15 protein-coding genes are annotated in these 21,752 nt (G+C 71.3%); 7 read left to right on the top strand and 8 right to left on the bottom strand.

All coding sequences use genetic code 11. The annotated features are described in order from the left end of the window. The first annotated feature begins 226 nt into the window (after window positions 1–226). Window positions 227–1,000: a response regulator gene (locus ACIBJC_RS35500; RefSeq protein ID WP_399299832.1), complete on the top strand. Its 774-nt coding sequence runs from the start codon at window positions 227–229 to the stop codon at window positions 998–1,000. A gap of 85 nt (window positions 1,001–1,085) precedes the next feature. Here the strand turns inward: ACIBJC_RS35500 and ACIBJC_RS35495 are convergent, their stop codons facing one another. Both ACIBJC_RS35495 and ACIBJC_RS35490 read right to left on the bottom strand, forming a co-directional pair. Beyond that, a complete protein-coding gene (locus ACIBJC_RS35495; protein WP_399299829.1) occupies window positions 1,086–2,285 on the bottom strand; it encodes a winged helix-turn-helix domain-containing protein in 1,200 nt (399 codons plus the stop codon). Window positions 2,286–2,335: 50 nt separating this feature from the next. Then, window positions 2,336–2,905 carry a GNAT family N-acetyltransferase gene (locus ACIBJC_RS35490; protein ID WP_399299826.1) on the bottom strand — a complete coding sequence of 190 codons (570 nt, stop codon included), beginning with the start codon at window positions 2,903–2,905 and terminating at the stop codon, window positions 2,336–2,338. Window positions 2,906–3,146: 241 nt separating this feature from the next. Between ACIBJC_RS35490 and secA the strand changes: the two genes are divergently transcribed. Beyond that, window positions 3,147–5,975 carry a preprotein translocase subunit SecA gene (secA, locus tag ACIBJC_RS35485; RefSeq protein ID WP_399299823.1) on the top strand — a complete coding sequence of 943 codons (2,829 nt, stop codon included), beginning with the start codon at window positions 3,147–3,149 and terminating at the stop codon, window positions 5,973–5,975. Window positions 5,976–6,091: 116 nt separating this feature from the next. On the opposite strand, the gene ACIBJC_RS35480 is transcribed toward secA, so the two are convergent. After that, entirely contained in the window at window positions 6,092–6,538 is a 447-nt protein-coding gene (locus ACIBJC_RS35480; RefSeq protein WP_399299820.1) for an Rv3235 family protein, read from the bottom strand. Between the two features lie 278 nt (window positions 6,539–6,816). Here ACIBJC_RS35480 and ACIBJC_RS35475 point away from each other — a divergent pair, with 278 nt between their 5' ends. Both ACIBJC_RS35475 and ACIBJC_RS35470 read left to right on the top strand, forming a co-directional pair. Beyond that, window positions 6,817–7,323: a DUF6912 family protein gene (locus tag ACIBJC_RS35475; RefSeq protein ID WP_399299818.1), complete on the top strand. Its 507-nt coding sequence runs from the start codon at window positions 6,817–6,819 to the stop codon at window positions 7,321–7,323. 101 nt (window positions 7,324–7,424) lie between these two features. Further along, on the top strand, window positions 7,425–8,096 hold the full coding sequence (locus ACIBJC_RS35470; protein WP_399299815.1) for an HAD family hydrolase: 672 nt from the start codon (window positions 7,425–7,427) through the stop codon (window positions 8,094–8,096). 54 nt (window positions 8,097–8,150) lie between these two features. Here ACIBJC_RS35470 and ACIBJC_RS35465 read toward each other — a convergent pair whose 3' ends face one another. Continuing rightward, window positions 8,151–8,744, bottom strand: a complete 594-nt coding sequence (locus ACIBJC_RS35465; protein WP_399299812.1) for a DJ-1/PfpI family protein — start codon at window positions 8,742–8,744, stop codon at window positions 8,151–8,153. Window positions 8,745–9,234: 490 nt separating this feature from the next. On the opposite strand from ACIBJC_RS35465, the gene ACIBJC_RS35460 reads away from it, so the two are divergent. Together ACIBJC_RS35460 and rox are read left to right on the top strand one after the other, a co-directional pair. Further along, window positions 9,235–14,253 (top strand): NAD-glutamate dehydrogenase, encoded by a 5,019-nt coding sequence (locus tag ACIBJC_RS35460; RefSeq protein ID WP_399299809.1) that lies wholly within the window; start codon window positions 9,235–9,237, stop codon window positions 14,251–14,253. Between the two features lie 250 nt (window positions 14,254–14,503). Beyond that, window positions 14,504–15,931 (top strand): rifampin monooxygenase, encoded by a 1,428-nt coding sequence (gene rox, locus ACIBJC_RS35455; RefSeq protein WP_399299807.1) that lies wholly within the window; start codon window positions 14,504–14,506, stop codon window positions 15,929–15,931. A gap of 58 nt (window positions 15,932–15,989) precedes the next feature. Here rox and ACIBJC_RS35450 read toward each other — a convergent pair whose 3' ends face one another. The 3 genes from ACIBJC_RS35450 to ACIBJC_RS35440 all read right to left on the bottom strand — a co-directional run bounded on the left by ACIBJC_RS35450 (window position 15,990) and on the right by ACIBJC_RS35440 (window position 18,499). After that, window positions 15,990–16,580 carry a TetR/AcrR family transcriptional regulator gene (locus ACIBJC_RS35450; RefSeq protein ID WP_399299804.1) on the bottom strand — a complete coding sequence of 197 codons (591 nt, stop codon included), beginning with the start codon at window positions 16,578–16,580 and terminating at the stop codon, window positions 15,990–15,992. Window positions 16,581–16,746: 166 nt separating this feature from the next. Next, a complete protein-coding gene (locus ACIBJC_RS35445; protein WP_399299800.1) occupies window positions 16,747–17,559 on the bottom strand; it encodes an ABC transporter ATP-binding protein in 813 nt (270 codons plus the stop codon). Continuing rightward, a complete protein-coding gene (locus tag ACIBJC_RS35440) occupies window positions 17,552–18,499 on the bottom strand; it encodes an ABC transporter permease (RefSeq protein ID WP_399299887.1) in 948 nt (315 codons plus the stop codon). Before ACIBJC_RS35440 ends, ACIBJC_RS35445 begins: the two co-directional genes overlap by 8 nt. A gap of 178 nt (window positions 18,500–18,677) precedes the next feature. Here ACIBJC_RS35440 and ACIBJC_RS35435 point away from each other — a divergent pair, with 178 nt between their 5' ends. Beyond that, a complete protein-coding gene (locus tag ACIBJC_RS35435; RefSeq protein WP_399299797.1) occupies window positions 18,678–19,313 on the top strand; it encodes a TetR/AcrR family transcriptional regulator in 636 nt (211 codons plus the stop codon). Here ACIBJC_RS35435 and ACIBJC_RS35430 read toward each other — a convergent pair. Then, window positions 19,303–21,645 (bottom strand): CDP-glycerol glycerophosphotransferase family protein, encoded by a 2,343-nt coding sequence (locus tag ACIBJC_RS35430; RefSeq protein WP_399299794.1) that lies wholly within the window; start codon window positions 21,643–21,645, stop codon window positions 19,303–19,305. The two genes, ACIBJC_RS35435 and ACIBJC_RS35430, sit on opposite strands and share 11 nt — an antisense overlap. Between the last annotated feature and the right edge of the window lie 107 nt (window positions 21,646–21,752).

The raw sequence follows: 21,752 nt of genomic DNA, 5'->3' as shown, positions 1-21,752 counted from the left end.
CACACCGGCCGGACCGCCGGAATCCAGCCGGAAAAGAGGCCGGAATCCCACGCCCGTCGGTGTCCCCGAGCGCTCGTAGAGCCCTTGGGGACACCACGGTGCGTCCTGAGGACGACCCCTCGGCGGCCCGGGCATGAAATCATGGAGCCGCAAGCCAACAAGTGGTCTGCGAACTGCGGTTGGCCGGCTCCATGAATGCGGGCCCCGGCCTTCAGGGGGAGGAACGATGGCGGACAGCTTCGGACCGGTGCATCACGCCGGTGGGGCCGGTGGCGTGGTCGGCGGCGCCGGGTCCGGGTCCGACACGGACGCGGACGCGGAGCGGGGCGGCTCGCGCCCGGAACCGATTCGGGTCCTCGTCGTGGACGACCACGCGCTCTTCCGGCGCGGGCTGGAGATCGTTCTCGCGCAGGAGGAGGACATCCAGGTCGTCGGTGAGGCGGGCGACGGGGCCGAGGCCGTCGACAAGGCCGCGGACCTGCTGCCGGACATCGTGCTGATGGACGTCAGGATGCCCAAGCGCGGCGGTATCGAGGCGTGCACCTCCATCAAGGAGGTGGCACCCAGCGCCAAGATCATCATGCTGACGATCAGCGACGAGGAGGCCGACCTCTACGACGCGATCAAGGCGGGCGCCACCGGCTATCTCCTGAAGGAGATCTCCACCGACGAGGTCGCCACGGCGATCCGCGCCGTGGCTGACGGCCAGTCGCAGATCAGCCCGTCCATGGCGTCCAAGCTGCTCACCGAGTTCAAGTCGATGATCCAGCGCACCGACGAACGCCGGCTCGTGCCCGCGCCGCGGCTGACCGAGCGCGAGCTGGAGGTCCTGAAGCTGGTGGCCACGGGGATGAACAACCGGGACATCGCCAAGGAGCTGTTCATCTCCGAGAACACCGTGAAGAACCACGTCCGCAACATCCTGGAGAAGCTGCAGCTCCACTCCCGGATGGAGGCCGTGGTCTACGCGATGCGCGAGAAGATCCTCGAAATCCGCTGACCACGCCCAACCCTCCCGCGTCCGCTTCACGCCCCCCCCCGCGTCTGCTTCCGTGCGCGTGCCCGGCTCGCCGCGCGCTCCCGCGTCACTCCGCCGCGGTGAGCGCCCCGGCCAGCGGGCCGCGCAGCTCGGGCGGGTCGACGCGCTCCACCCGTACGTCCGAGCAGCCGACCCACTCCGCGGCCTCCCGCAGCGCCGACGCCATCGGGGACACGCCCTTCGGGGTGTCCAGGGACACGTGCTTGGCCACCAGCGTGTTTCCCTCGCGCGCGGGGTCGACCCGGCCCAGCAGCCGGCCGCCGGAGAGCAGCGGCATCGCGAAGTAGCCATACACCCGCTTCTGCTTGGGGACGTACGCCTCCAGCCGGTGGGTGAAGCCGAAGATCCGCTCGGTGCGGGCCCGCTCCCAGATGAGGGAGTCGAACGGCGACAGCAGCGTCGTACGGTGCCGGCCGCGCGGGGCGGTCGCCAGCGCCGCCGGGTCCGCCCACGCGGGCTTCGCCCAGCCCTCGACGCTCACCGGCACCAGCCCCGAGTCCGCGATCACCGCGTCGACCTGCTCGCCCTTGATCCGGTGGTAGTCCGCGATGTCGGCGCGCGTCCCCACCCCGAGCGACCGGCCGGCGAGCGTCACGAGGCGGCGCAGGCACTCCGTGTCGTCCAGGTCGTCATGGAGGAGGGCACCGGGCACGGCGCGCTCCGCGAGGTCGTACACCCGCTTCCAGCTCCGCCGCCCCGTGCACACGACCTCCCCGTACATCAGCGCGCGCTCGACGGCCACCTTCGCCTCGGACCAGTCCCACCACAGCCCGCCGTTCTTGGCGCCGCCCAGCTCCGTGGCGGTCAGCGGGCCCTCCGCGCGCAACTGCTTGATCACCGCGTCGTACGTCCCGTCCGCCAGCTCGTGGTACCAGTGCGGGCGGGCGCGGTACGCGCGGCGGCGGAAGGCGAAGTGCGGCCACTCCTCGATGGGCAGCACACAGGCCGCGTGGGACCAGTACTCGAAGGCGTGCGGCTCGGCCGGCGACACGCCGTCGGACGGGGGCGTCCAGTAGGCGTCCTCGACCGTTCTGCGGCCCACCGCGCCCAGTCGCGCGTACGGGATCAGCTCGTGCGACCGGGCGAGCACCGAGATCGTGTCGAGCTGGACGGCGCCGAGATGCCGCAGCACCCCCCGCACGCCGCCGCGCCGGTCCGGGGCGCCGAGGAACCCCTGGGCACGCAGCGCGATACGGCGGGCCTCGTCGGCGGAGAGTTCGATGGTGGCGGGCGGCGCAGTCGTCATGGTCCGCACGATAGACGGCCGCACCGACAACGGGTCCGGGAGGCCGTGGGTCAGCTCCGCGCGGGCAGGTACGGGTGGGCGCCGGGCAGCCCCAGGTCCGAGGGGAGGAGTGAGCCGATCCAGGTGTCCCGCAGGGTGTCCCGGTGGAGCAGGGCGGCGCGGAGCACGCCCTCCACCACGAAACCGGCCTTCTCCGCGACGGCCCGCGACCCCTCGTTGCCGACCTCGGCGCGCCACTCCAGCCGCTCCGCGCCCAGCGCCGTGAAGGCCCAGCGGGCCACGGCCCCCACCGCTTCCACCGTGTGGCCGCGCCCGCGGTGCTCCTTCGCCGTCCAGTAGCCGATCTCCCACGTGCCCGTCTGGCGATGCACGTTGACGGCGCCCAGGAGGGGGCCGCCGCCGAGGGGCAGGACACCGAAGGTGCAGTTGATCCCGGAGCGCCAGCCGTCCGCGACCAGCCGCTCGACGAAGTGCTCGGCGTGTCCGCGTTCGTACGGCGTGGGGACGGCGATCCAGCGCTGTATGCCGGGGTCCTGGCAGATCGCGTGCACGGCGTCGGCGTCGTCGGGCGTGAGGGCGCGCAGCAGCAGGCGCTCGGTGGTGAGGGTGACGGGTTCCATGGACGGATTCTGCTGAGCGGGGCGATGCGGGACGAATGCTTTTCGGGCCGTACCGGCACCTTCCACGGGTTCCGCGCGTTCATATATGAGGGTGGCGGCAGACCCGCGTGACGGCGGCCCTCCCGGCGCGGCCGAGTCCTCGCTTACGATGGCCGTTGCGGTGGGGCCCGCCTGCCGTGCCCGCGCCCGTGTCCGATTCCGACCCACGTGCCAGGCCCGACCGGCAAGGAGACCAGCCTCAGTGTCCGTCTTCAACAAGCTCATGCGTGCAGGCGAAGGCAAGATCCTGCGCAAACTGCACCGCATCGCGGACCAGGTCAACTCTATCGAAGAGGACTTCGTCAGCCTCTCCGACGCCGAGTTGAGGGCGCTCACCGCCGAGTACAAAGAGCGGTACGCCGATGGCGAGAGCCTGGACGACCTGCTCCCCGAGGCGTTCGCGACCGTCCGCGAGGCGGCCAAGCGCGTCCTCGGCCAGCGCCACTACGACGTACAGCTCATGGGTGGCGCCGCGCTGCACCTCGGCTTTGTCGCCGAGATGAAGACCGGTGAGGGCAAGACCCTCGTCGGCACGCTGCCCGCGTACCTCAACGCGCTGTCCGGCAAGGGCGTCCACCTGATCACGGTGAACGACTACCTGGCCGAGCGCGACTCCGAGCTGATGGGCCGCGTCCACAACTTCCTGGGCCTCAAGGTCGGCTGCATCATGGCGAACATGTCGCCCGCGCAGCGCCGTGAGCAGTACGCGTGCGACATCACGTACGGCACGAACAACGAGTTCGGCTTCGACTACCTGCGCGACAACATGGCGTGGTCCCAGGAGGAGCTGGTCCAGCGTGGCCACAACTTCGCCGTCGTCGACGAGGTCGACTCCATCCTGGTCGACGAGGCCCGTACGCCGCTGATCATCTCCGGCCCCGCCGACCAGGCCACGAAGTGGTACGGCGACTTCGCCAAGCTGGTCAAGCGGCTCACCAAGGGTGAGGCGGGCAATCCGCTCAAGGGCATCGAGGAGACCGGCGACTACGAGGTCGACGAGAAGAAGCGCACGGTCGCGATCCACGAGCCCGGTGTCGCCAAGGTCGAGGACTGGCTCGGTATCGACAACCTGTACGAGTCGGTGAACACCCCGCTCGTCGGTTATCTGAACAACGCCATCAAGGCCAAGGAGCTGTTCAAGAACGACAAGGACTACGTCGTCATGGACGGCGAAGTCATGATCGTCGACGAGCACACCGGCCGTATCCTCGCCGGCCGCCGCTACAACGAGGGCATGCACCAGGCGATCGAGGCGAAGGAAGGGGTGGACATCAAGGACGAGAACCAGACCCTCGCCACCATCACCCTGCAGAACTTCTTCCGCCTCTACGGCAAGCTCTCCGGCATGACCGGTACGGCCATGACCGAGGCCGCCGAGTTCCACCAGATCTACAAGCTGGGCGTCGTGCCGATCCCGACGAACCGGCCGATGGTCCGCATGGACCAGTCCGACCTGATCTACCGCACCGAGGTCGCCAAGTTCGCGGCGGTCGTGGACGACATCGCGGAGAAGCACGAGAAGGGCCAGCCGGTCCTGGTCGGCACGACCTCCGTCGAGAAGTCCGAGTACCTCTCGCAGCAGCTCAGCAAGCGCGGTGTGCAGCACGAGGTGCTGAACGCGAAGCAGAACGACCGTGAGGCCACGATCGTCGCCCAGGCGGGCCGCAAGGGCGCCGTCACCGTCGCGACGAACATGGCCGGCCGCGGTACGGACATCAAGCTCGGCGGCAACCCCGACGACCTGGCGGAGGCGGAGCTGCGCCAGCGCGGCCTGGACCCCGTCGAGCACGTCGAGGAGTGGGCGGCGGCGCTGCCCGCCGCGCTGGAGAAGGCCGAGCAGGCCGTCAAGGCGGAGTTCGAGGAGGTCAAGGACCTGGGCGGGCTCTACGTCCTGGGTACCGAGCGCCACGAGTCGCGCCGTATCGACAACCAGCTCCGCGGCCGTTCCGGCCGTCAGGGCGACCCGGGCGAGTCCCGCTTCTACCTGTCGCTCGGCGACGACCTGATGCGGCTGTTCAAGGCGCAGATGGTCGAGCGTGTGATGTCCATGGCGAACGTGCCGGACGACGTCCCCATCGAGAACAAGATGGTGACGCGCGCCATCGCCTCCGCGCAGTCGCAGGTCGAGCAGCAGAACTTCGAGACCCGTAAGAACGTTCTGAAGTACGACGAGGTCCTGAACCGGCAGCGCGAGGTCATCTACGGCGAGCGCCGCCGCGTCCTGGAGGGCGAGGACCTCCAGGAGCAGGTGCGCCACTTCATGGACGACACGATCGACGCGTACATCCAGGCGGAGACCGTCGAGGGCTTCGCCGAGGAGTGGGACCTGGACCGGCTGTGGGGCGCCTTCAAGCAGCTCTACCCGACGAAGGTCACCGTCGAGGAGCTGGAGGACGCGGCCGGCGACCGTGCCGGGATCACCGCCGAGTTCATCTCGGAGTCCATCAAGGACGACATCTACGCCCAGTACGAGGAGCGGGAGAACCAGCTCGGCTCGGACATCATGCGTGAGCTGGAGCGGCGCGTGGTGCTCTCCGTCCTGGACCGCAAGTGGCGTGAGCACCTGTACGAGATGGACTACCTCCAGGAGGGCATCGGCCTGCGGGCGATGGCCCAGAAGGACCCGCTGGTCGAGTACCAGCGCGAGGGCTTCGACATGTTCAACGCCATGATGGAGGGCATCAAGGAGGAGTCCGTCGGCTACCTGTTCAACCTGGAGGTCCAGGTCGAGCAGCAGGTCGAGGAGGTCCCGGTGGAGGACTCCGCCGAGCGCACGTCGCTCGCCAAGAAGGAGGACGCGGTGCCCGCGGCCACCGCGCGTCCGGAGATCCGGGCGAAGGGTCTGGACGCGCCGCAGCGGCCCGACCGGCTGCACTTCTCCGCGCCCACGGTGGACGGCGAGGGCGGCATCGTCGAGGGCGACTTCCAGAGCGCGGAGGGACCGACGCGCTCCACGTCGGACGGCATGACGCGGGCCGAGCGCCGCAAGGCGCAGAAGAGCGCCCCCAGCGGACGCCGCCGCAAGAAGTAGGGCCGGGGCCCGGACAGCGGACCGGGCGGCCGATCGTACGGGCCGGGGCGCGCACTCTCGTGGTGCGCGCCCCGGCCCGCTGCTGTAGCGGGTGCTCACGCCGCTGTAGCGGGTGTTCACGCGTCGGTGGTGACGCGCTCGCCGCCGACCTCGACCGCCGCGCAGCGCCAGCGCAGATCGGTGCTCCGCTCCAGCCGGAAGGCCAGGGCGCGGACCTGTTCGCCCGCGGCGATGCTGGCGGACGCCTCGACCACCCCGGGCCTGGGCTGGGAGAACCGGCAGGTGCGGATCACCGGGCGGACGCCCCTGGCCCTGAGCGGGGTGCCCGGTGCGAGCCGGACGAGCTGTTCGTACGCCTCGCCGACGGTCTGGCCGAGCATCCAGTGCACGGGCCGGTGGCCACTGAGGACGGCGAGCAGCCGCTCCGCGAACAGCTCGTGCGGCGGGACGTGCCGGCTCCGCTGCGGACGTACGGCGCCGGGCCTGCGCGGATCGCGGCGTCCTGGCGGCCTGGCCCCGGCGGAGAAGGCGGTGGTGGAAGTGGAGGAAGTGGCCCTGTTCACGCAGATCGCCCCCGTTCTGCCCGGCCGGTCCGATACCGGTCGGTAACTTGTTGGGGGATCTTTTACGTGTCCTTGGGGGAGCGCCGCAAGGAGGGGGTGTCGGCGGGGCGCCGGGCGGTGAAATCACCTATCCGGGTGATCGGCGGGCGGTACGGAGCGTGGTGGCACGGGTACGAACGGTTCCCGGTGGACGCCTGGGAGCCCCATAGGTGTCACCCCGAAGAGGGACCGGCCCACGTATCCTTAGGTGTTCTCCCGACGACGAAAGCGGCCATGCCATGCGTGTGTACGTCCCCTTGACGCTTCCCGGTCTCGCAGAGGCGCACAAGGCCGGTGAGCTGGGACCGGGGCCGCTGGCGGCGTACGCGGTGACTCCGGGGCTGCGGGAGTGGTACGTCTCGGACGACATCGAGGAGCTGGAGTACGCCGCCCTCAACCGCGCCGCCGCCGCCTCGCTCCGGCTGATCGCCGCCGACCCGGCCGCGGCCCGCCGTCGGGTGGTCGTCGCGGCGGACGTACCGGACCGGGAGGCCGTGTCGGACCCCGACATGCGGCTGGACGCCTCCTCGCTCGGCGAGGTGCGCATCGCGGCGGCGATCGCCCTGCGGAAGGCCGCGGCGGTGCACGTGGACTCCGACGACGCGGACGCCGACGTGACAGCGGCGGCGGCGGCGCTGGGCGCGGCGGACCACGGGGACGACGACGCGCGGTTCACGGTGGACGGCGCGGAGGACCACGAACTGCTCTGGTTCGGAATCCAGGAGATCCCGAACCTGATCGCCTGACCAGCCCGGGCTGCCCCCGGCCGCCCCGCGCGGCGGTGTCCGGGCTGCCCCCGGACCGGTGTCCGGGGGCGTTGTCGGACCCGGCCGGTACGGTTTTGTCCATGGGGAAGCAGAACACGCATCTGGTGTGGGACTGGAACGGCACGATCCTCGACGACATGCGCGCGGTCATCGGGGCGACCAACGCGGCCTTCGCGGAGATAGGGCTGGCGCCGATCACGCTCGACCGCTACCGGGAGCTGTACTGCGTCCCCATCCCGCGCTTCTACGAGCGGCTCATGGGGCGCCTGCCGAGCGACGCCGAGTGGATCGTCATGGACGAGACGTTCCACCGCCACTACACGGAGCGGCGTGACACCTGCGGGCTGACGCGCGGCGTCGAGGAACTGCTCGCGGGGTGGGCGCTCGCGGGCGGCAGCCAGTCACTGCTGAGCATGTACGGGCACGAACACCTGGTCCCGACGGTGCGGGGATACGGGATCGAGCGCCACTTCCTCCGCGTCGACGGCCGCAGGGGCCCGTCGGGCGGCAGCAAGGCGCTGCACCTGGAACGCCATCTGACCGCGCTGGCCGGGGCGGGCGGGGAGATATCCGCAGTCCGTACGGTGGTGATCGGCGACGCGGTCGACGACGCGGTGGCGGCGGCGCACGTGGGAGCCCGTGCCGTGCTCTACACCGGCGGCACCAACAGCCGGGCCACCCTGGAGTCGGTGGGCGTCCCGGTCGTGGACACCCTGGAGGAAGCGGTGGCGCTCGCCCGGGACCTGGCGTAACCCCCGGCCCTGCCTCGGGCAGGGCGGAGGGGCCGGCGCCGTTCCCGGGAGCCGCTAGCCGTTCCCGTGCGCGGACGTGTCCTGGTGCACCGGGGCCTTCGCGCGCAGCACGGTCAGGAACTCGCGCATCCAGGCCGGGTGGTCGGGCCAGGCGCGGGAGGAGACCAGGGTGCCGTCCACCACCGCCTCCGTGTCCTGGAACGTCGCTCCCGCCGTCTGCATGTCGATCTCCAGGGCCGGATAGGCCGTGACCCGGCGGCCGGCGAGTTCGCCGATCGCGGCCGTCAGGAGCGGGCCGTGGCAGATCTGCGCCACCGGCTTGTCCGCGTCGAAGAAGGACTTGAGGATCTTGCGCAGCTCCGCGTCGCCGCGCAGGTATTCGGGGGCCCGGCCGCCCGGGATGACCACGGCCGCGTACTCCGTCGGGTCGACCTCCGAGAACGCCAGGTCGGCGGGGAAGGTGTAACCGGGCTTCTCGGTGTAGGTGTCGAAGCCGGGCTCGAAGTCATGGACCACGAATTGGAGCTTTTTCCGGGACGGAGCGGCGATATGGACCTCGTACCCCTCTTCGAGCAGGCGCTGGTACGGATAGAGGACTTCAAGGGACTCGGCGGCGTCGCCGGTGACGATCAGGACCTTGGCTGCCATGGCTGCTCCCGGGAAGGATGGGGCGGTCTGTCCACCTGTCGACCAGTCTGCCGATCCGTGCCGTCCCCGTCCGCGCGTCCGCGGGAGTGGGCGGCCCGTGTCACTCCGAACCACCCTGCGGGTCTGTCCGAAGTGGCCAATTCGGTGCCTTGCTTTTGTACACAAGCGGCTCATGACGGAGCCTGGGTGGAGAGCGATAGCCTGGTGACCGTGATCAGCGCGATACGCCGTGGGGGCAGCGAAGCCCCCGGCCTGCGCCCGGAGCGCCACCGCGCCCGGGCGACCGCCGCTCACCCGGGTCATTGCCCACGTCAGGATCGCCTGCCGGTCGCGGCACCGGAAACGGGGCGACTGCCAAAATTGGCCAATAAGGCCCCGGCCATCTCTCATCGCGGCATAACGTCGACCTCGACCGGAAACCCCGCGTCGTGGCGTTGTGTCGCTTCCTTCACCTACGTCACGCAACGGCGCGCGACAGGAGCCAGAGGACATGCAGACCAAGCTGGACGAAGCCAAGGCCGAGCTGCTCGAACAGGCGGCCCGGGCCGCTGAGAACAGCCCGCTGGGGGGTACCGGGGGGCTCGGGGGCGGCCTCCGGAAGGACGAGGCCACCACCGGGTCCGACGCCGCAGGGCCAGGCGGTACCGGTCCAGACGGTACCGGGGACGGCGCCGACCGCGCCGCGATCCTCGCGTACCTCCAGCGCTACTACCTGCACACGGCTCCCGAGGACATCGCGGGCCGTGAATCCACCGATGTCCTCGGTGCCGCGCTCTCGCACTACCGGCTCGCCGGGAACCGCCCCCAGGGGACGGCCAGTGTGCGGGTCCACACCCCGACGGTCGAGGAGAACGGCTGGACGTGCAGCCACTCCGTGGTCGAGGTCGTCACCGACGACATGCCCTTCCTCGTGGACTCCGTCACCAACGAACTCTCCCGGCAGGGTCGCGGCATCCACGCCGTGATCCACCCGCAGATCGTCGTGCGCCGTGATGTCACCGGCAAGCTGATCGAGGTGCTTCCCGAAGGGGTGGCCGCCTCCGCCGAGCGCCCCCACGACGCGCTCACGGAGTCCTGGATCCATGTCGAGGTGGACCGCGAGAGCGACCGCGCCGACCTCCAGCAGATGACCGCCGATCTGCTGCGTGTCCTGTCCGACGTCCGCGAGACCGTCGAGGACTGGGAGAAGATGCGCGGCGCCGCGCTGCGCATCGCCGACGAGCTGCCCAGCGAGCCGACCGCCGACGACCTGCGCGACCAGGAGGTCGAGGAGGCCCGTGAGCTGCTGCGCTGGCTCGCCGCCGACCACTTCACCTTCCTCGGCTACCGCGAGTATCAGCTCACGGACAGCGACGCCCTGACCGCCGTCCCCGGCACCGGGCTCGGCGTGCTGCGCTCCGACCCGCAGCACAGCGCGGACGACGACCACCCGGTCAGCCCGTCCTTCAGCCGGCTGCCCGCCGACGCCCGCGCCAAGGCGCGCGAACACAAGCTGCTGGTCCTCACCAAGGCCAACAGCCGCGCCACCGTCCACCGGCCCAGCTATCTCGACTACGTCGGGGTGAAGAAGTTCGACGACAAGGGCAACGTCGTCGGCGAGCGCCGCTTCCTGGGGCTGTTCTCCTCGGCCGCGTACACCGAGTCCGTACGCCGTGTCCCGGTGATCCGCCGCAAGGTCGCCGAGGTCCTGGAGGGCGCCGGCTTCTCGCCCAACAGCCACGACGGCCGCGACCTGCTCCAGATCCTGGAGACCTACCCGCGCGACGAGCTGTTCCAGACGCCCGTCGACGAACTGCGGTCGATCGTCACCAGCGTGCTCTACCTCCAGGAGCGCCGCAGGCTGCGGCTCTACCTCCGCCAGGACGAGTACGGGCGCTACTACTCCGCGCTCGTCTACCTGCCGCGCGACCGCTACACCACCGGGGTCCGGCTGCGGTTGGTCGACATCCTCAAGGAGGAGCTCGGCGGCACCAGCGTCGACTTCACCGCGTGGAACACAGAATCGATCCTCTCCCGGCTCCACTTCGTCGTCCGCGTCCCGCGCGGCACGGAGCTGGCCAAGCTCACCGACGCCGACACGGACCGGATCGAGGCCCGTCTCGTGGCGGCGGCCCGCTCCTGGGCCGACGCGTTCGGCGAGGCGTTGAACGCCGAGTGCGGCGAGGAGCGCGCCGCCGAACTGCTCCGCAAGTACGGCACCGCCTTCCCCGAGGGCTACAAGGCCGACCACTCCCCGCGCGCCGCGGTCGCCGACCTGGCCCACCTGGAAGCGCTCGACAAGGCCGAGGCGGACTTCTCGCTCTCCCTGTACGAGCCGGTCGGCGCGGGCCCCGGCGAACGGCGCTTCAAGATCTACCGCTCCGGCGAGCAGGTCTCCCTCTCCGCCGTCCTCCCGGTGCTCCAGCGGCTCGGCGTCGAGGTCGTCGACGAGCGGCCGTACGAACTGCGCTGCGCGGACCGTACGCACGTCTGGATCTACGACTTCGGCCTGCGGCTGCCCCAGGGCGGCTCGGGCGGCGGCGACTACCTCACCGAGGACGACCGCGAGCGCTTCCAGCAGGCCTTCGCCGCCGTGTGGACCGGAGCCGCGGAGAACGACGGCTTCAACTCCCTCGTCCTGGGCGCCGGTCTGGACTGGCGCCAGGCGATGGTGCTGCGCGCGTACGCCAAGTACCTGCGCCAGTCGGGCTCGACCTTCAGCCAGGACTACATGGAGGACACCCTCCGCTCCAACGTGCACACCACCCGGCTGCTGATCTCCCTCTTCGAGGCCCGCATGTCGCCCGGCCGCCAGCGCGCCGGCACGGAGCTGACGGAGGCCATGCTGGAGGAGCTGGACGGCGCCCTCGACCAGGTCGCGAGCCTGGACGAGGACCGGATCCTGCGCTCCTTCCTCACCCTCATCAAGGCCACGCTGCGGACGAACTTCTTCCAGAGCGCCAGCGGCGGGCAGCACAGCTACGTGTCGATGAAGTTCGACCCGCAGGCCATCCCCGACCTCCCCGCGCCCCGCCCCGCCTACGAGATCTGGGTCTACTCCCCGCGCGTCGAGGGCGTCCACCTGCGCTTCGGTAAGGTCGCCCGCGGCGGGCTGCGCTGGTCGGACCGGCGGGAGGACTTCCGTACGGAGATCCTCGGCCTGGTCAAGGCGCAGATGGTCAAGAACACCGTGATCGTGCCGGTCGGCGCCAAGGGCGGCTTCGTCGCCAAGCAGTTGCCCGACCCGGCCGCCGACCGGGACGCCTGGCTCGCCGAGGGCATCGCCTCGTACAAGATCTTCATCTCGGCGCTGCTCGACATCACGGACAACATGGTCACCGGCGAGGTCGTGCCGCCCGCCGACGTCGTACGCCACGACGGGGACGACACCTACCTCGTCGTCGCCGCGGACAAGGGCACCGCCAGCTTCTCCGACATCGCCAACGAGGTTGCGGTCTCCTACGACTTCTGGCTCGGGGACGCCTTCGCCTCCGGCGGCAGCGCGGGCTACGACCACAAGGGCATGGGCATCACGGCCCGCGGCGCCTGGGAGTCCGTGAAGCGGCACTTCCGCGAGCTCGGCCACGACACCCAGAGCGAGGACTTCACCGTCGTCGGCGTCGGCGACATGTCCGGCGACGTCTTCGGCAACGGCATGCTGCTCTCCGAGCACATCCGGCTGGTCGCTGCCTTCGACCACCGGCACATCTTCCTCGACCCGCACCCCGACGCGGCCACCTCCTACGCCGAGCGCCGCCGCCTCTTCGAACTGCCGCGCTCCTCCTGGGCCGACTACGACAAGGCGCTCCTCTCGCCGGGCGGCGGGATCCACCCCCGTACCGCCAAGTCGATCCCCGTCAACGCGCACGTCCGCGACGCCCTCGGCATCGAGTCGGGCGTCACCAAGCTGACCCCCGCCGAGCTGATGAAGGCGATCCTCCACGCCCCGGTCGACCTGCTCTGGAACGGCGGGATCGGTACGTACGTGAAGGCGTCCACCGAGACCGACGCGGACGTCGGCGACAAGGCCAACGACGCGATCCGTGTCAACGGCGAGGACCTGCGCGTCCAGGTCGTCGGCGAGGGCGGCAACCTGGGACTGACCCAGCTCGGCCGGATCGAGTTCGCCCGGCGCGGCGCCGGCGGCCAGGGCGGCAGGATCAACACCGACGCCATCGACAACAGCGCCGGCGTGGACACCTCCGACCACGAGGTGAACATCAAGATCCTCCTCAACGGCCTGGTCACCGAAGGGGACATGACCGTCAAGCAGCGCAACAAGCTGCTCGCCGCGATGACCGACGAGGTCGGCGCGCTCGTCCTGCGCAACAACTACGCGCAGAACACCGCCCTCGGCAACGCCCAGGCCCAGGCGCCCTCCCTCCTCCACGCCCACCAGCGCTTCATGCGCCGGCTGGTGCGCGACGGACATCTCGACCGGGGGCTGGAGTTCCTCCCCACCGACCGCCAGGTCCGGGAGCTGCTCAACTCCGGCAAGGGACTCTCCCAGCCCGAACTGGCCGTGCTGCTCGCCTACACCAAGATCACGGCGGCGGAGGAGTTGATCCACACCGAGCTGCCGGACGACCCGCATCTGCGCGCGCTGCTGCACGCGTACTTCCCGCAGCAGCTCCGCGAGCAGTTCGCCGAGCAGATCGACTCGCACGCGCTGCGCCGCGAGATCATCACGACGGTCCTGGTCAACGACACCGTCAACACCGGCGGTTCGACCTTCCTGCACCGGCTGCGCGAGGAGACCGGCGCGGCGACCGAGGAGATCGTACGGGCGCAGGCCGCGGCCCGGGAGATCTTCGGGCTGAACGGGGTGTGGGACGCCGTCGAGGCGCTGGACAACCAGGTCCCGGCGGACGTGCAGACCCGGATCAGGCTGCACTCGCGCCGGCTCGTCGAGCGCGGCACGCGCTGGCTGCTCGGCAACCGGCCGCAGCCGCTGGAGATCGCGGGGACGATCGAGTTCTTCGCGGCGGGCGTCGAGCAGGTCTGGGCCCAGCTCTCCACCATGCTGCGCGGCCCGGAGCTGGAGTGGTACCGGTCGATCCTGACCGAGCTCACCGATTCCGGGGTCCCGGAGGAACTGGCCCTGCGGGTCGCCGGGTTCTCGTCCGTCTTCCCGGCGCTCGACATCGTCGCCATCGCGGACCGTACGGAGCAGGACCCGCTGGCCGTCGCCGAGGTCTACTACGACCTCGGTGACCGGCTGCGGATCAGCCGGCTCATGGACCGGATCGTGGAGCTGCCGCGGGCCGACCGCTGGCAGTCCATGGCCCGCGCCTCGATCCGCGAGGACCTGTACGCGGCGCACGCCGGGCTGACGTCGGACGTCCTGACGGTGGGCAACGGCAGCTCGACGCCGGAGGAGCGGTTCACGGCGTGGGAGGAGAAGAACGCCGCGATCCTGACCCGCTCCCGCGCCACGCTCGACGAGATCCAGAACTCGGACGCGTTCGACCTGGCGAACCTGTCGGTCGCGATGCGGACGATGCGGACGCTGCTGCGCACGCACCGCTGACAGCGGGGGCGGCCACAGGACCAGCACAGAGCGCCAGGGGCGCCCGGCTCACCAACGAGCCGGGCGCCCCTGGCGCTCTGTGTGCAGGAGGTTTTGTGCAGGAGGGGCGGACGGAGTCGACGTCACGTCGGCGACGGACTCCTTTCCACTCTCAACGTATACCGCACCGGGGGGCTTGCGGCAAGACCCCCGTCATGCCGCAGAATCACCAGCCGAAGCACCAGCGTGTGGAAATAAATGGGGGTATGTAGTGATCGACGTGATCATCGCCGGCGGCGGACCGACCGGCTTGATGCTGGCCGCCGAGTTGCGGTTGCAGGGTGTGCGCGTGCTCGTCCTGGAGAAGGAGGCGGAGCCGGCCGCGTACGTCCGCGCGCTCGGTCTGCACGCGCGCAGCATCGAGGTGATGGACCAGCGCGGTCTGCTGGAGCGGTTCCTCGCGCACGGCCGCCAGTACCCGCTCGGCGGTTTCTTCGCCGCCATGGACAAGCCCGCGCCGGGCCGGCTGGACAGCGCGCATTCCTACGTCCTCGGTATCCCGCAGCCCCTCACCGAGCGCCTGCTGGCCGAGCACGCCACCGAGCTCGGCGCCGAGATCCGGCGCGGCTGCGAGCTGGTCGGGCTGAGCCAGGACGACGACGGGGTGACCGCCGAGCTGGCCGACGGTACGCGGCTGCGCTCGCGCTACCTCGTCGGCTGCGACGGTGGCCGCAGCACCGTGCGCAAGCTCCTCGGCGTGGGCTTCCCCGGGGAGCCGTCCAGGGTCGAGACGCTGCTGGGCGAGATGGAGGTGGCCGAGGACCCGGAGACGGTCGCCGCCGTCGTCGCGGAGGTCCGTACGACCCAGAAGCGGTTCGGCCTCGGGCCCTTCGGGGGAGGGGTGTACCGCGTCATCGTGCCTGCTGAGGGCGTGGCCGAGGACCGTGCGGTCCCGCCGACCCTGGAGGAGTTCAAGGAGCGGCTGCGGGCGGTCGCCGGCACCGACTTCGGCGTGCACTCACCGCGCTGGCTGTCCCGGTTCGGCGACGCCACCCGGCTGGCCGAGCGCTACCGGAGCGGCCGGGTGCTGCTGGCCGGGGACGCGGCGCACATCCACCCGCCGACCGGCGGGCAGGGGCTCAACCTCGGGGTCCAGGACGCGTTCAACCTCGGCTGGAAGCTGGCCGCCGAGGTCAACGGCTGGGCACCGGAGGGGCTGCTGGACAGCTACCACGCCGAACGGCACCCGGTGGCCGCCGCCGTACTGGACAACACCCGTGCGCAGATGCTGCTGCTCTCCCCGGAGCCGGGCCCACAGTCGGTGCGCCGGCTGGTGTCGGAGCTGATGGACTTCGAGAACGTGAACCGGTACCTGATCGAGAAGATCACCGCGATCGGGGTCCACTACGACCTCGGCGAGGGGCACGAACTCCTCGGCCGGCGGCTGCGGGACATGGAGCTGAAGCGGGGGCGCCTCTACGGGCTGATGCACGGCGGCCGGGGGCTGCTGCTCGACCAGACCGGCCGGCTGTCGGTGGCGGGCTGGGAGGACCGGGTCGACCATGTCGTCGACGTCAGCGAGGAACTGGACGCGCCCGCGGTGCTGCTGCGGCCGGACGGCCATGTGGCGTGGGCCGGTGAGGACCAGGCGGAGCTGCTCGACCGGATGCCGACGTGGTTCGGCGCCGCCACCGGGTGAGCGCCGCCGGTGAGCATCGCGGTCGGGGCGGACGAGCGCCCGCGAGGGGCGCCGTGGGTCAGCGGGGTTGGCGTAGTCCCGCGATGAGCAGCTCCACCAGCCGGCGGGCGTCGTAGCGGGGATCGCTGTCCGCGCCGATGCAGAGGTTCCCGACGCCGCGCATGAGCTCGATGGCCGTCACGTCGGACCGGACCTCGCCGGAAGCCGCCGCCGCGTCGAGCAGGTGGGTGCACACGGGCACGAGCCGGTCGAGGAAGTAGGCGTGCAGCGTGTCGAAGCCGGTGTTGTCGGGCTGCAGTACGGCGGCGAGCCCGTGTTTGGTGACCAGGAAATCGACGAAGAGGTTGATCCACTGCCCCAGCGCGGCGTGCGGCGTCGCGCTGGTCTCCAGCAGGGCGGGACCGGCCTCGGCGCAGGCGTCGACCTGGTGCCGGTAGACGGCGATGATGAGGTCGGCGCGGGTCGGGAAGTGGCGGTAGATCGTGCCCAGTCCCACGCCGGCCTCGGCCGCGATGTCGCGTACCGGCGCCTCCACGCCGGACGTGACGAAGACGGCGGCGGCGGCGTCGAGCAGCGTCTCCTTGTTGCGCCGGGCGTCCGCCCGCTGGGGCGGGGCCGCGCGCTCCGCGCCCTTGTCGCTGTTGCTCACCACGCCGCTCCCTCCGCTGCCGGGCCCGTCCACCGGAACCATGTTCCCTGCCGTGCGTCGTTCCGTACCGTACGTCCGGAACAAAGTTCCGTTTGTCCATCATGTCAGAGCGGGGCCCGGCGGCCAAGCCTCGCATCGTCACCCGGCCGCTCCCTGACCGGGCCCTCTACTTCTTCTTGTTTCTGCTGCCGCTCGTGAACTCCTCGTACGCCGCGACGACCTCCTCCGCCCGCCCGTCCATCCGCAGCGTGCCCGACTCCAGCCACAGCGCGCGGTCGCAGGTCTCCAGGATGGACTTGTTGCTGTGGCTGACGAGGAAGACCGTGCCGGCCTCCTCGCGCAGCGCGGCGATGCGCTCCTGGCTGCGGCGCTGGAACCGCGCGTCGCCGGTGGAGAGCGCCTCGTCGATCAGCAGGACGTCATGGCTCTTGGCGGCGGCGATCGAGAAGCGCAGCCGGGCGCCCATGCCCGAGGAGTACGTCCGCATCGGCAGCGAGATGAAGTCGCCCTTCTCGTTGATCCCGGAGAACTCCACGATGTCCTCGTAGCGCTCCCGCACCTGCTCGCGCGTCATGCCCATGGCCAGCCCGCCGAGGATGACGTTGCGCTCGCCGGTCAGGTCGTTCATCAGCGCCGCGTTGACGCCGAGCAGCGAGGGCTGCCCACGGGTGAAGACCCGGCCCCGGCTGGGCGGCAGCAGCCCCGCGACGGCCTTGAGCAGCGTCGACTTGCCGGAGCCGTTGGAGCCGATGAGGCCGATCGCCTCGCCCTTGTACGCGGCGAAGCTGACGCCCTTGACCGCGTGCACCTCGCGCGCGCCGGGGGTGGACCCGCGGGAGAGGATCCGGCTCAGGGCGGAGGTGGCGCTGCCCTTGCCGCCCTTGGTGCCGTGGACGGTGTAGGTGATGTGCACGCCGTCGACGACGACGGTGGGGACCGGGTCGGGCGCCGTGTCGGATGTCGGGTCCGTATCAGCCACGTCCGTACTCCTCCTCGGCCTTCCAGAAGAACAGGAACCCGCCGACCCCGGCGACCAGTGCCCAGCCGAGGGCGACCGCCCAGACGTGCGGGGGCAGTTGGGCGGCGGTGAAGCTGTCGACGAGCGCGAAGCGCATCAGATCGATGTAGACGGCGGCCGGGTTGCACTGGAGCGCCACCGAGACGACGTGCGGCACGTCCTCGCCCTTCGTCACCCGGTCCACGCTCCACATCACGCCGGAGACGTACATCCAGGTGCGCAGCAGGAACGGCATGAGCTGGGAGACGTCCGGGGTCTTGGCTGCCAGCCGCGCCAGCACCATCGAGACGCCGGTGTTGAACACCGCCTGGAGCGCGAGGGCGGGCACCGCCAGCAGCCAGCCGAGGTCGGGGTACTCGCCGAAGCAGGCCAGGATCACCACCAGCGCGCCCAGCGAGAACAGCAGTTGCTGGAGCTGCTGGAGGGCGAGTCCGATCGGCAGGGCGGCGCGCGGGAAGTGCAGGGCCCGTACGAGGCCGAGGTTGCCGGAGATCGCGCGGGTGCCCGCCATGATCGAGTTCGAGGTGAAGGTCCAGATGAAGACGCCCGTGACCAGGAACGGGATGAAGTCGGGGATGTCGTGCTTGGTGTCGAGCAGCACCCCGAAGATGAAGTAGTAGACCGTCGCGTTGAGCAGCGGGGTCATGACCTGCCAGATCTGGCCGAGCTTGGCCTGGCTGTACTGGGCGGTCAGCCGCGCCGTCGCGAACGTGGTGATGAAGTGGCGCCGCGACCAGAGCTGCCGTAGGTAGTCGGGCAGCGAGGGGCGGGCGCCGCTCACGGTCAGTCCGTGCCGGCGGGCGAGGGCGCCGAGATCGGTCTGCGGCGCGGGGGCTCCGGAGGCCGCGGGGGCCCCGGGGGCCGCAGGTGCCCCAGGGGTGTCCGGGGGTGTCGCTGTGATCGTCCGGCTCTGGCTCACAGGTGTCGCTTTCGACGGTGGCGGGGGCGGTCGACTCCACCCCCGACGACGGGACGCTGCCGTATCGTCGCAACGCCAAGGTAGGCTCGGATTACGTCGCAACGCAACCATGTCGTCGTCACGTGGCCGGAGCGCCGGGGCGCCGCTATGCTCGGTGCTGATGACTACGGACCCCCGCACGCGCCCCGGCACCACCACGGACCCTCGCGCCACCCGCCGTGTGCCCGCGGGCGCCGCCGTGCTCCGGGAGGACGTGACCGACGCCATCCGCACCGCCGTCTTCGACGAGCTGGCCGCGGTCGGGTTCGCCCGGATGTCCATCGAGGGCATCGCACGGCGCGCGGGCGTCGGCAAGACCGCCGTCTACCGCCGCTGGAAGTCCAAGCTGGAACTTGTCCTCGACCTGGTCTCGGCCTTCGCCGCGCAGGGGCTGCCCGCCCCCTCGACCGGTTCGCTGTACGGCGATGTGCGTGCCCTGCTCGAAGTGACCTCGGGCGCCCTGCGCCACCCGGTCGCCTCGCAGGTCATCCCCGATCTGCTGGTGGAGGCGGCCCGCCACCCCGAGATCTCCGACGCGATCAAGACGGCGCTGCTGGACGGCCAGCGGGGCATCGCGGCCGTGATCGTCCGGGAGGCCGTCGAACGCGGTGAGCTGCCCGAGGGCGCCGACGCCGACCGGGCGCTGGATCTGATCGTCGGACCGCTCTACTGGCGGCTGGTCGTCGTCCGCGGGGCGCTGCCCCAGGGGTATCTGGACGACCTGGCCGCCTCAGCGGTCGCCGCGCTCAGCCGCTGATCCGGTGCCGATCCGGTGCTGATCCGGCGCTGAGGAAGACATGGCGGACGACCCGCTCGGCCGCCCGCCCGTCGTCGTACGGACAGAACCGCGCCCGGAACGCCGCCCGCAGCTCGGCGGAGCGCGAGCCGCGCCAGTGGTCCGAGGTGAAGATGTCGATCAGCTCGTCCTGGGTGCGGGCGATCGCGCCCGGCGGGCAGGCCCGCAGATCGAGACAGGTCCCCCTGGCCGCCTCGTACGCCTCCCGGTCGTCGTGGTGGAGCACGATCGGCCGGTCGAGGCTCGCGTAGTCGACCATCAGCGACGAGTAGTCCGTGAGCAGTACGTCGGAGGCGAGGCAGAGCGTCTCGACCGACGGATGGCCGGACACGTCGGTGATCCGGGGGTGCGGCGGACACGGCATCGGCGCGCCGTACCCGGGGTGCGCGCGGACCAGCAGCACGAAGCGCGGGCCCAGTGACTGCGCCACCCGCTCCAGGTCGAACGGGAGGCGCTGGGTGCGGCGGTAGTCGCGGTACGCGGGCGCGTACAGGACGGCGGTGAAGCCCTCCGGGACGGAGAGCGATTCCCGCAGCCGCGCGATGTCGGCCGGTGTGGCCCGGTGGAAGGCGTCGGTGCGCGGGCGGCCGTACTCCAGGGTGGCGGCGGGGGAGGGGCAGGTCCGCTCCCGTACCAGCGTGGAGTGGCGGTTGGCGGAGAGGGAGTAGTCCCAGCGGGCCGCGTCGGCGAGCAGACGGGCGATGTCCGCGGCGCCCGCGACGGCCGGCCGGTCCAGCAGATCGAGCCCGGTCGAGCCGATCGGCGTCCCGTCGTGGGTCTGGAGCAGGATCTGCCCCCGCCGCTTGACGAGCCGGGGGTCGAAACCGGCGTCGCTGACGAGGTAGCGGGAGCGGGCGAGCACGGTCCAGTGCTGAAACGACCCTGCGAACACCCGGCGCGTGCCCGTCGGGACCAGGTGCGCGTGCGCGGGGTCGGTGATCCAGGAGGTGCGCAGGCGCGGGGCGAGTTCGCGGACGGTCTCCTCGACGGCCGCGGGATCCCCGCCGTACCCGTACGCCGGAGGCCGCCCCGTGCCGTGCCCCGTGCCGTGTCCCGTGCCGTGGGAGGCGAAGACCGCGCGGTCGGCGCGGACCGGCAGCCGCCGCTGGATCCCGTAGTGCAGCCGCAGCGCGACCGCACGGGCGCCCCGGCGCGCCGCCCTCGCGCCCCGGGTCGCGCGCCCGCGTACCGCCCGCGCGGCGCGCAGCACACCGTACGTACGGTGCGCGCCGAGCCGGAGCAGCAGCGTGTGCCGGGGCGGGGCGCCCGCCGCCGCGCCTTGAGAGGCGCCCGGGACGGAAGGGGTGGAAGGGGTGGAAGGGGTGGAAGGGGTGGAAGGGGCGGACGAGGCGCGCGAGGTGCGTGGGGCGCGGTAGCGGCGGTGGTGGGCGCGCGCCGCGCGGAAGAACGCGGCGCGGGTACGGCGCGGCAGCGGTCCGCCGGGGAGCTGTCCACCGGGCCGGAGCTCGCCGGACAGGGGGCCGTCCGTCGCCGCGAGCGGTACGAGTCCGCCGAGCGCCGCCAGGTGGTCGAGCATCCGCCGGTGCAGCACCGGCCGCCAGCGCGCCAGCGCGGGCCGCTCCGCGACGAAGGCGAAGACCCGCTCGTACGGGGCGAAGACCTCCAGCGCCCTGGCCGGTTCCGCCGCCTCGTCACGGTGGCGCAGCCGTACGCACACCCGGTCCAGCGTGGCGATGGTCCCGGCCGTCATCAGCGCGGGGTAGGTCCAGGCGAGGTCCGCGTGGCAGCCCGGGGGGAAGGCGAGCCCTTCGCGTGTGACGAACTCCCTGCGGTACGCCTTGTTCGCGGCGGTCATCAGATACGTCAGCAGCCCCGGCCGGTCGGCCAGCCGGAACGCGGCGGAGCCCTCCTGGCCGAGCGAGGCGGCGAAGGCGTTCCGTACCGCCTCGCCGGTCCGGTCGTACGTACGGACGTAGTCGTGGACGAGGATGTCGGGGCCCTCCGTCTCCTTGAGCCGGTCCCCGATCCAGCCGAGCGCGCCCGGTACGAGGGTGTCGGCGCCGTCCAGGAAGAGCACGTAGTCGCCGGTGGCGCGCGCGAGTCCGGCGTTACGGGCCGGTCCCGGGCCCGTCCGGTCGGGCAGCCGGACGGCGCTGACCCGGGGGTCGCGGGCGGCGAACGCGTCGATGATCGCGCCGCAGGAGTCCGTCGATCCGTCGTCCACCGCGATGAGTTCGAGGTCGTCGTGGGCCTGGGACAGCACGGACTCCAGGCACTCCGTCAGATACGCCTGGACCTGGTGCGCGGGGACGATGACGCTGAACCGGGGCATGGCCCGGGAACGGCCCGCGCGGCCAACTGGTTACGCCTGGCGTGGCATTCGGGGGACGGGCGGAACATCTGTCCGGCAAGGAAAGGGAGTTGGGCGTCCAGCGGAAG

It is taken from the genome of Streptomyces sp. NPDC050509 (assembly GCF_044457965.1).
Classification (GTDB): Bacteria; Actinomycetota; Actinomycetes; order Streptomycetales; family Streptomycetaceae; genus Streptomyces.
This window is presented reverse-complemented; position numbering and strand designations above follow the sequence as displayed.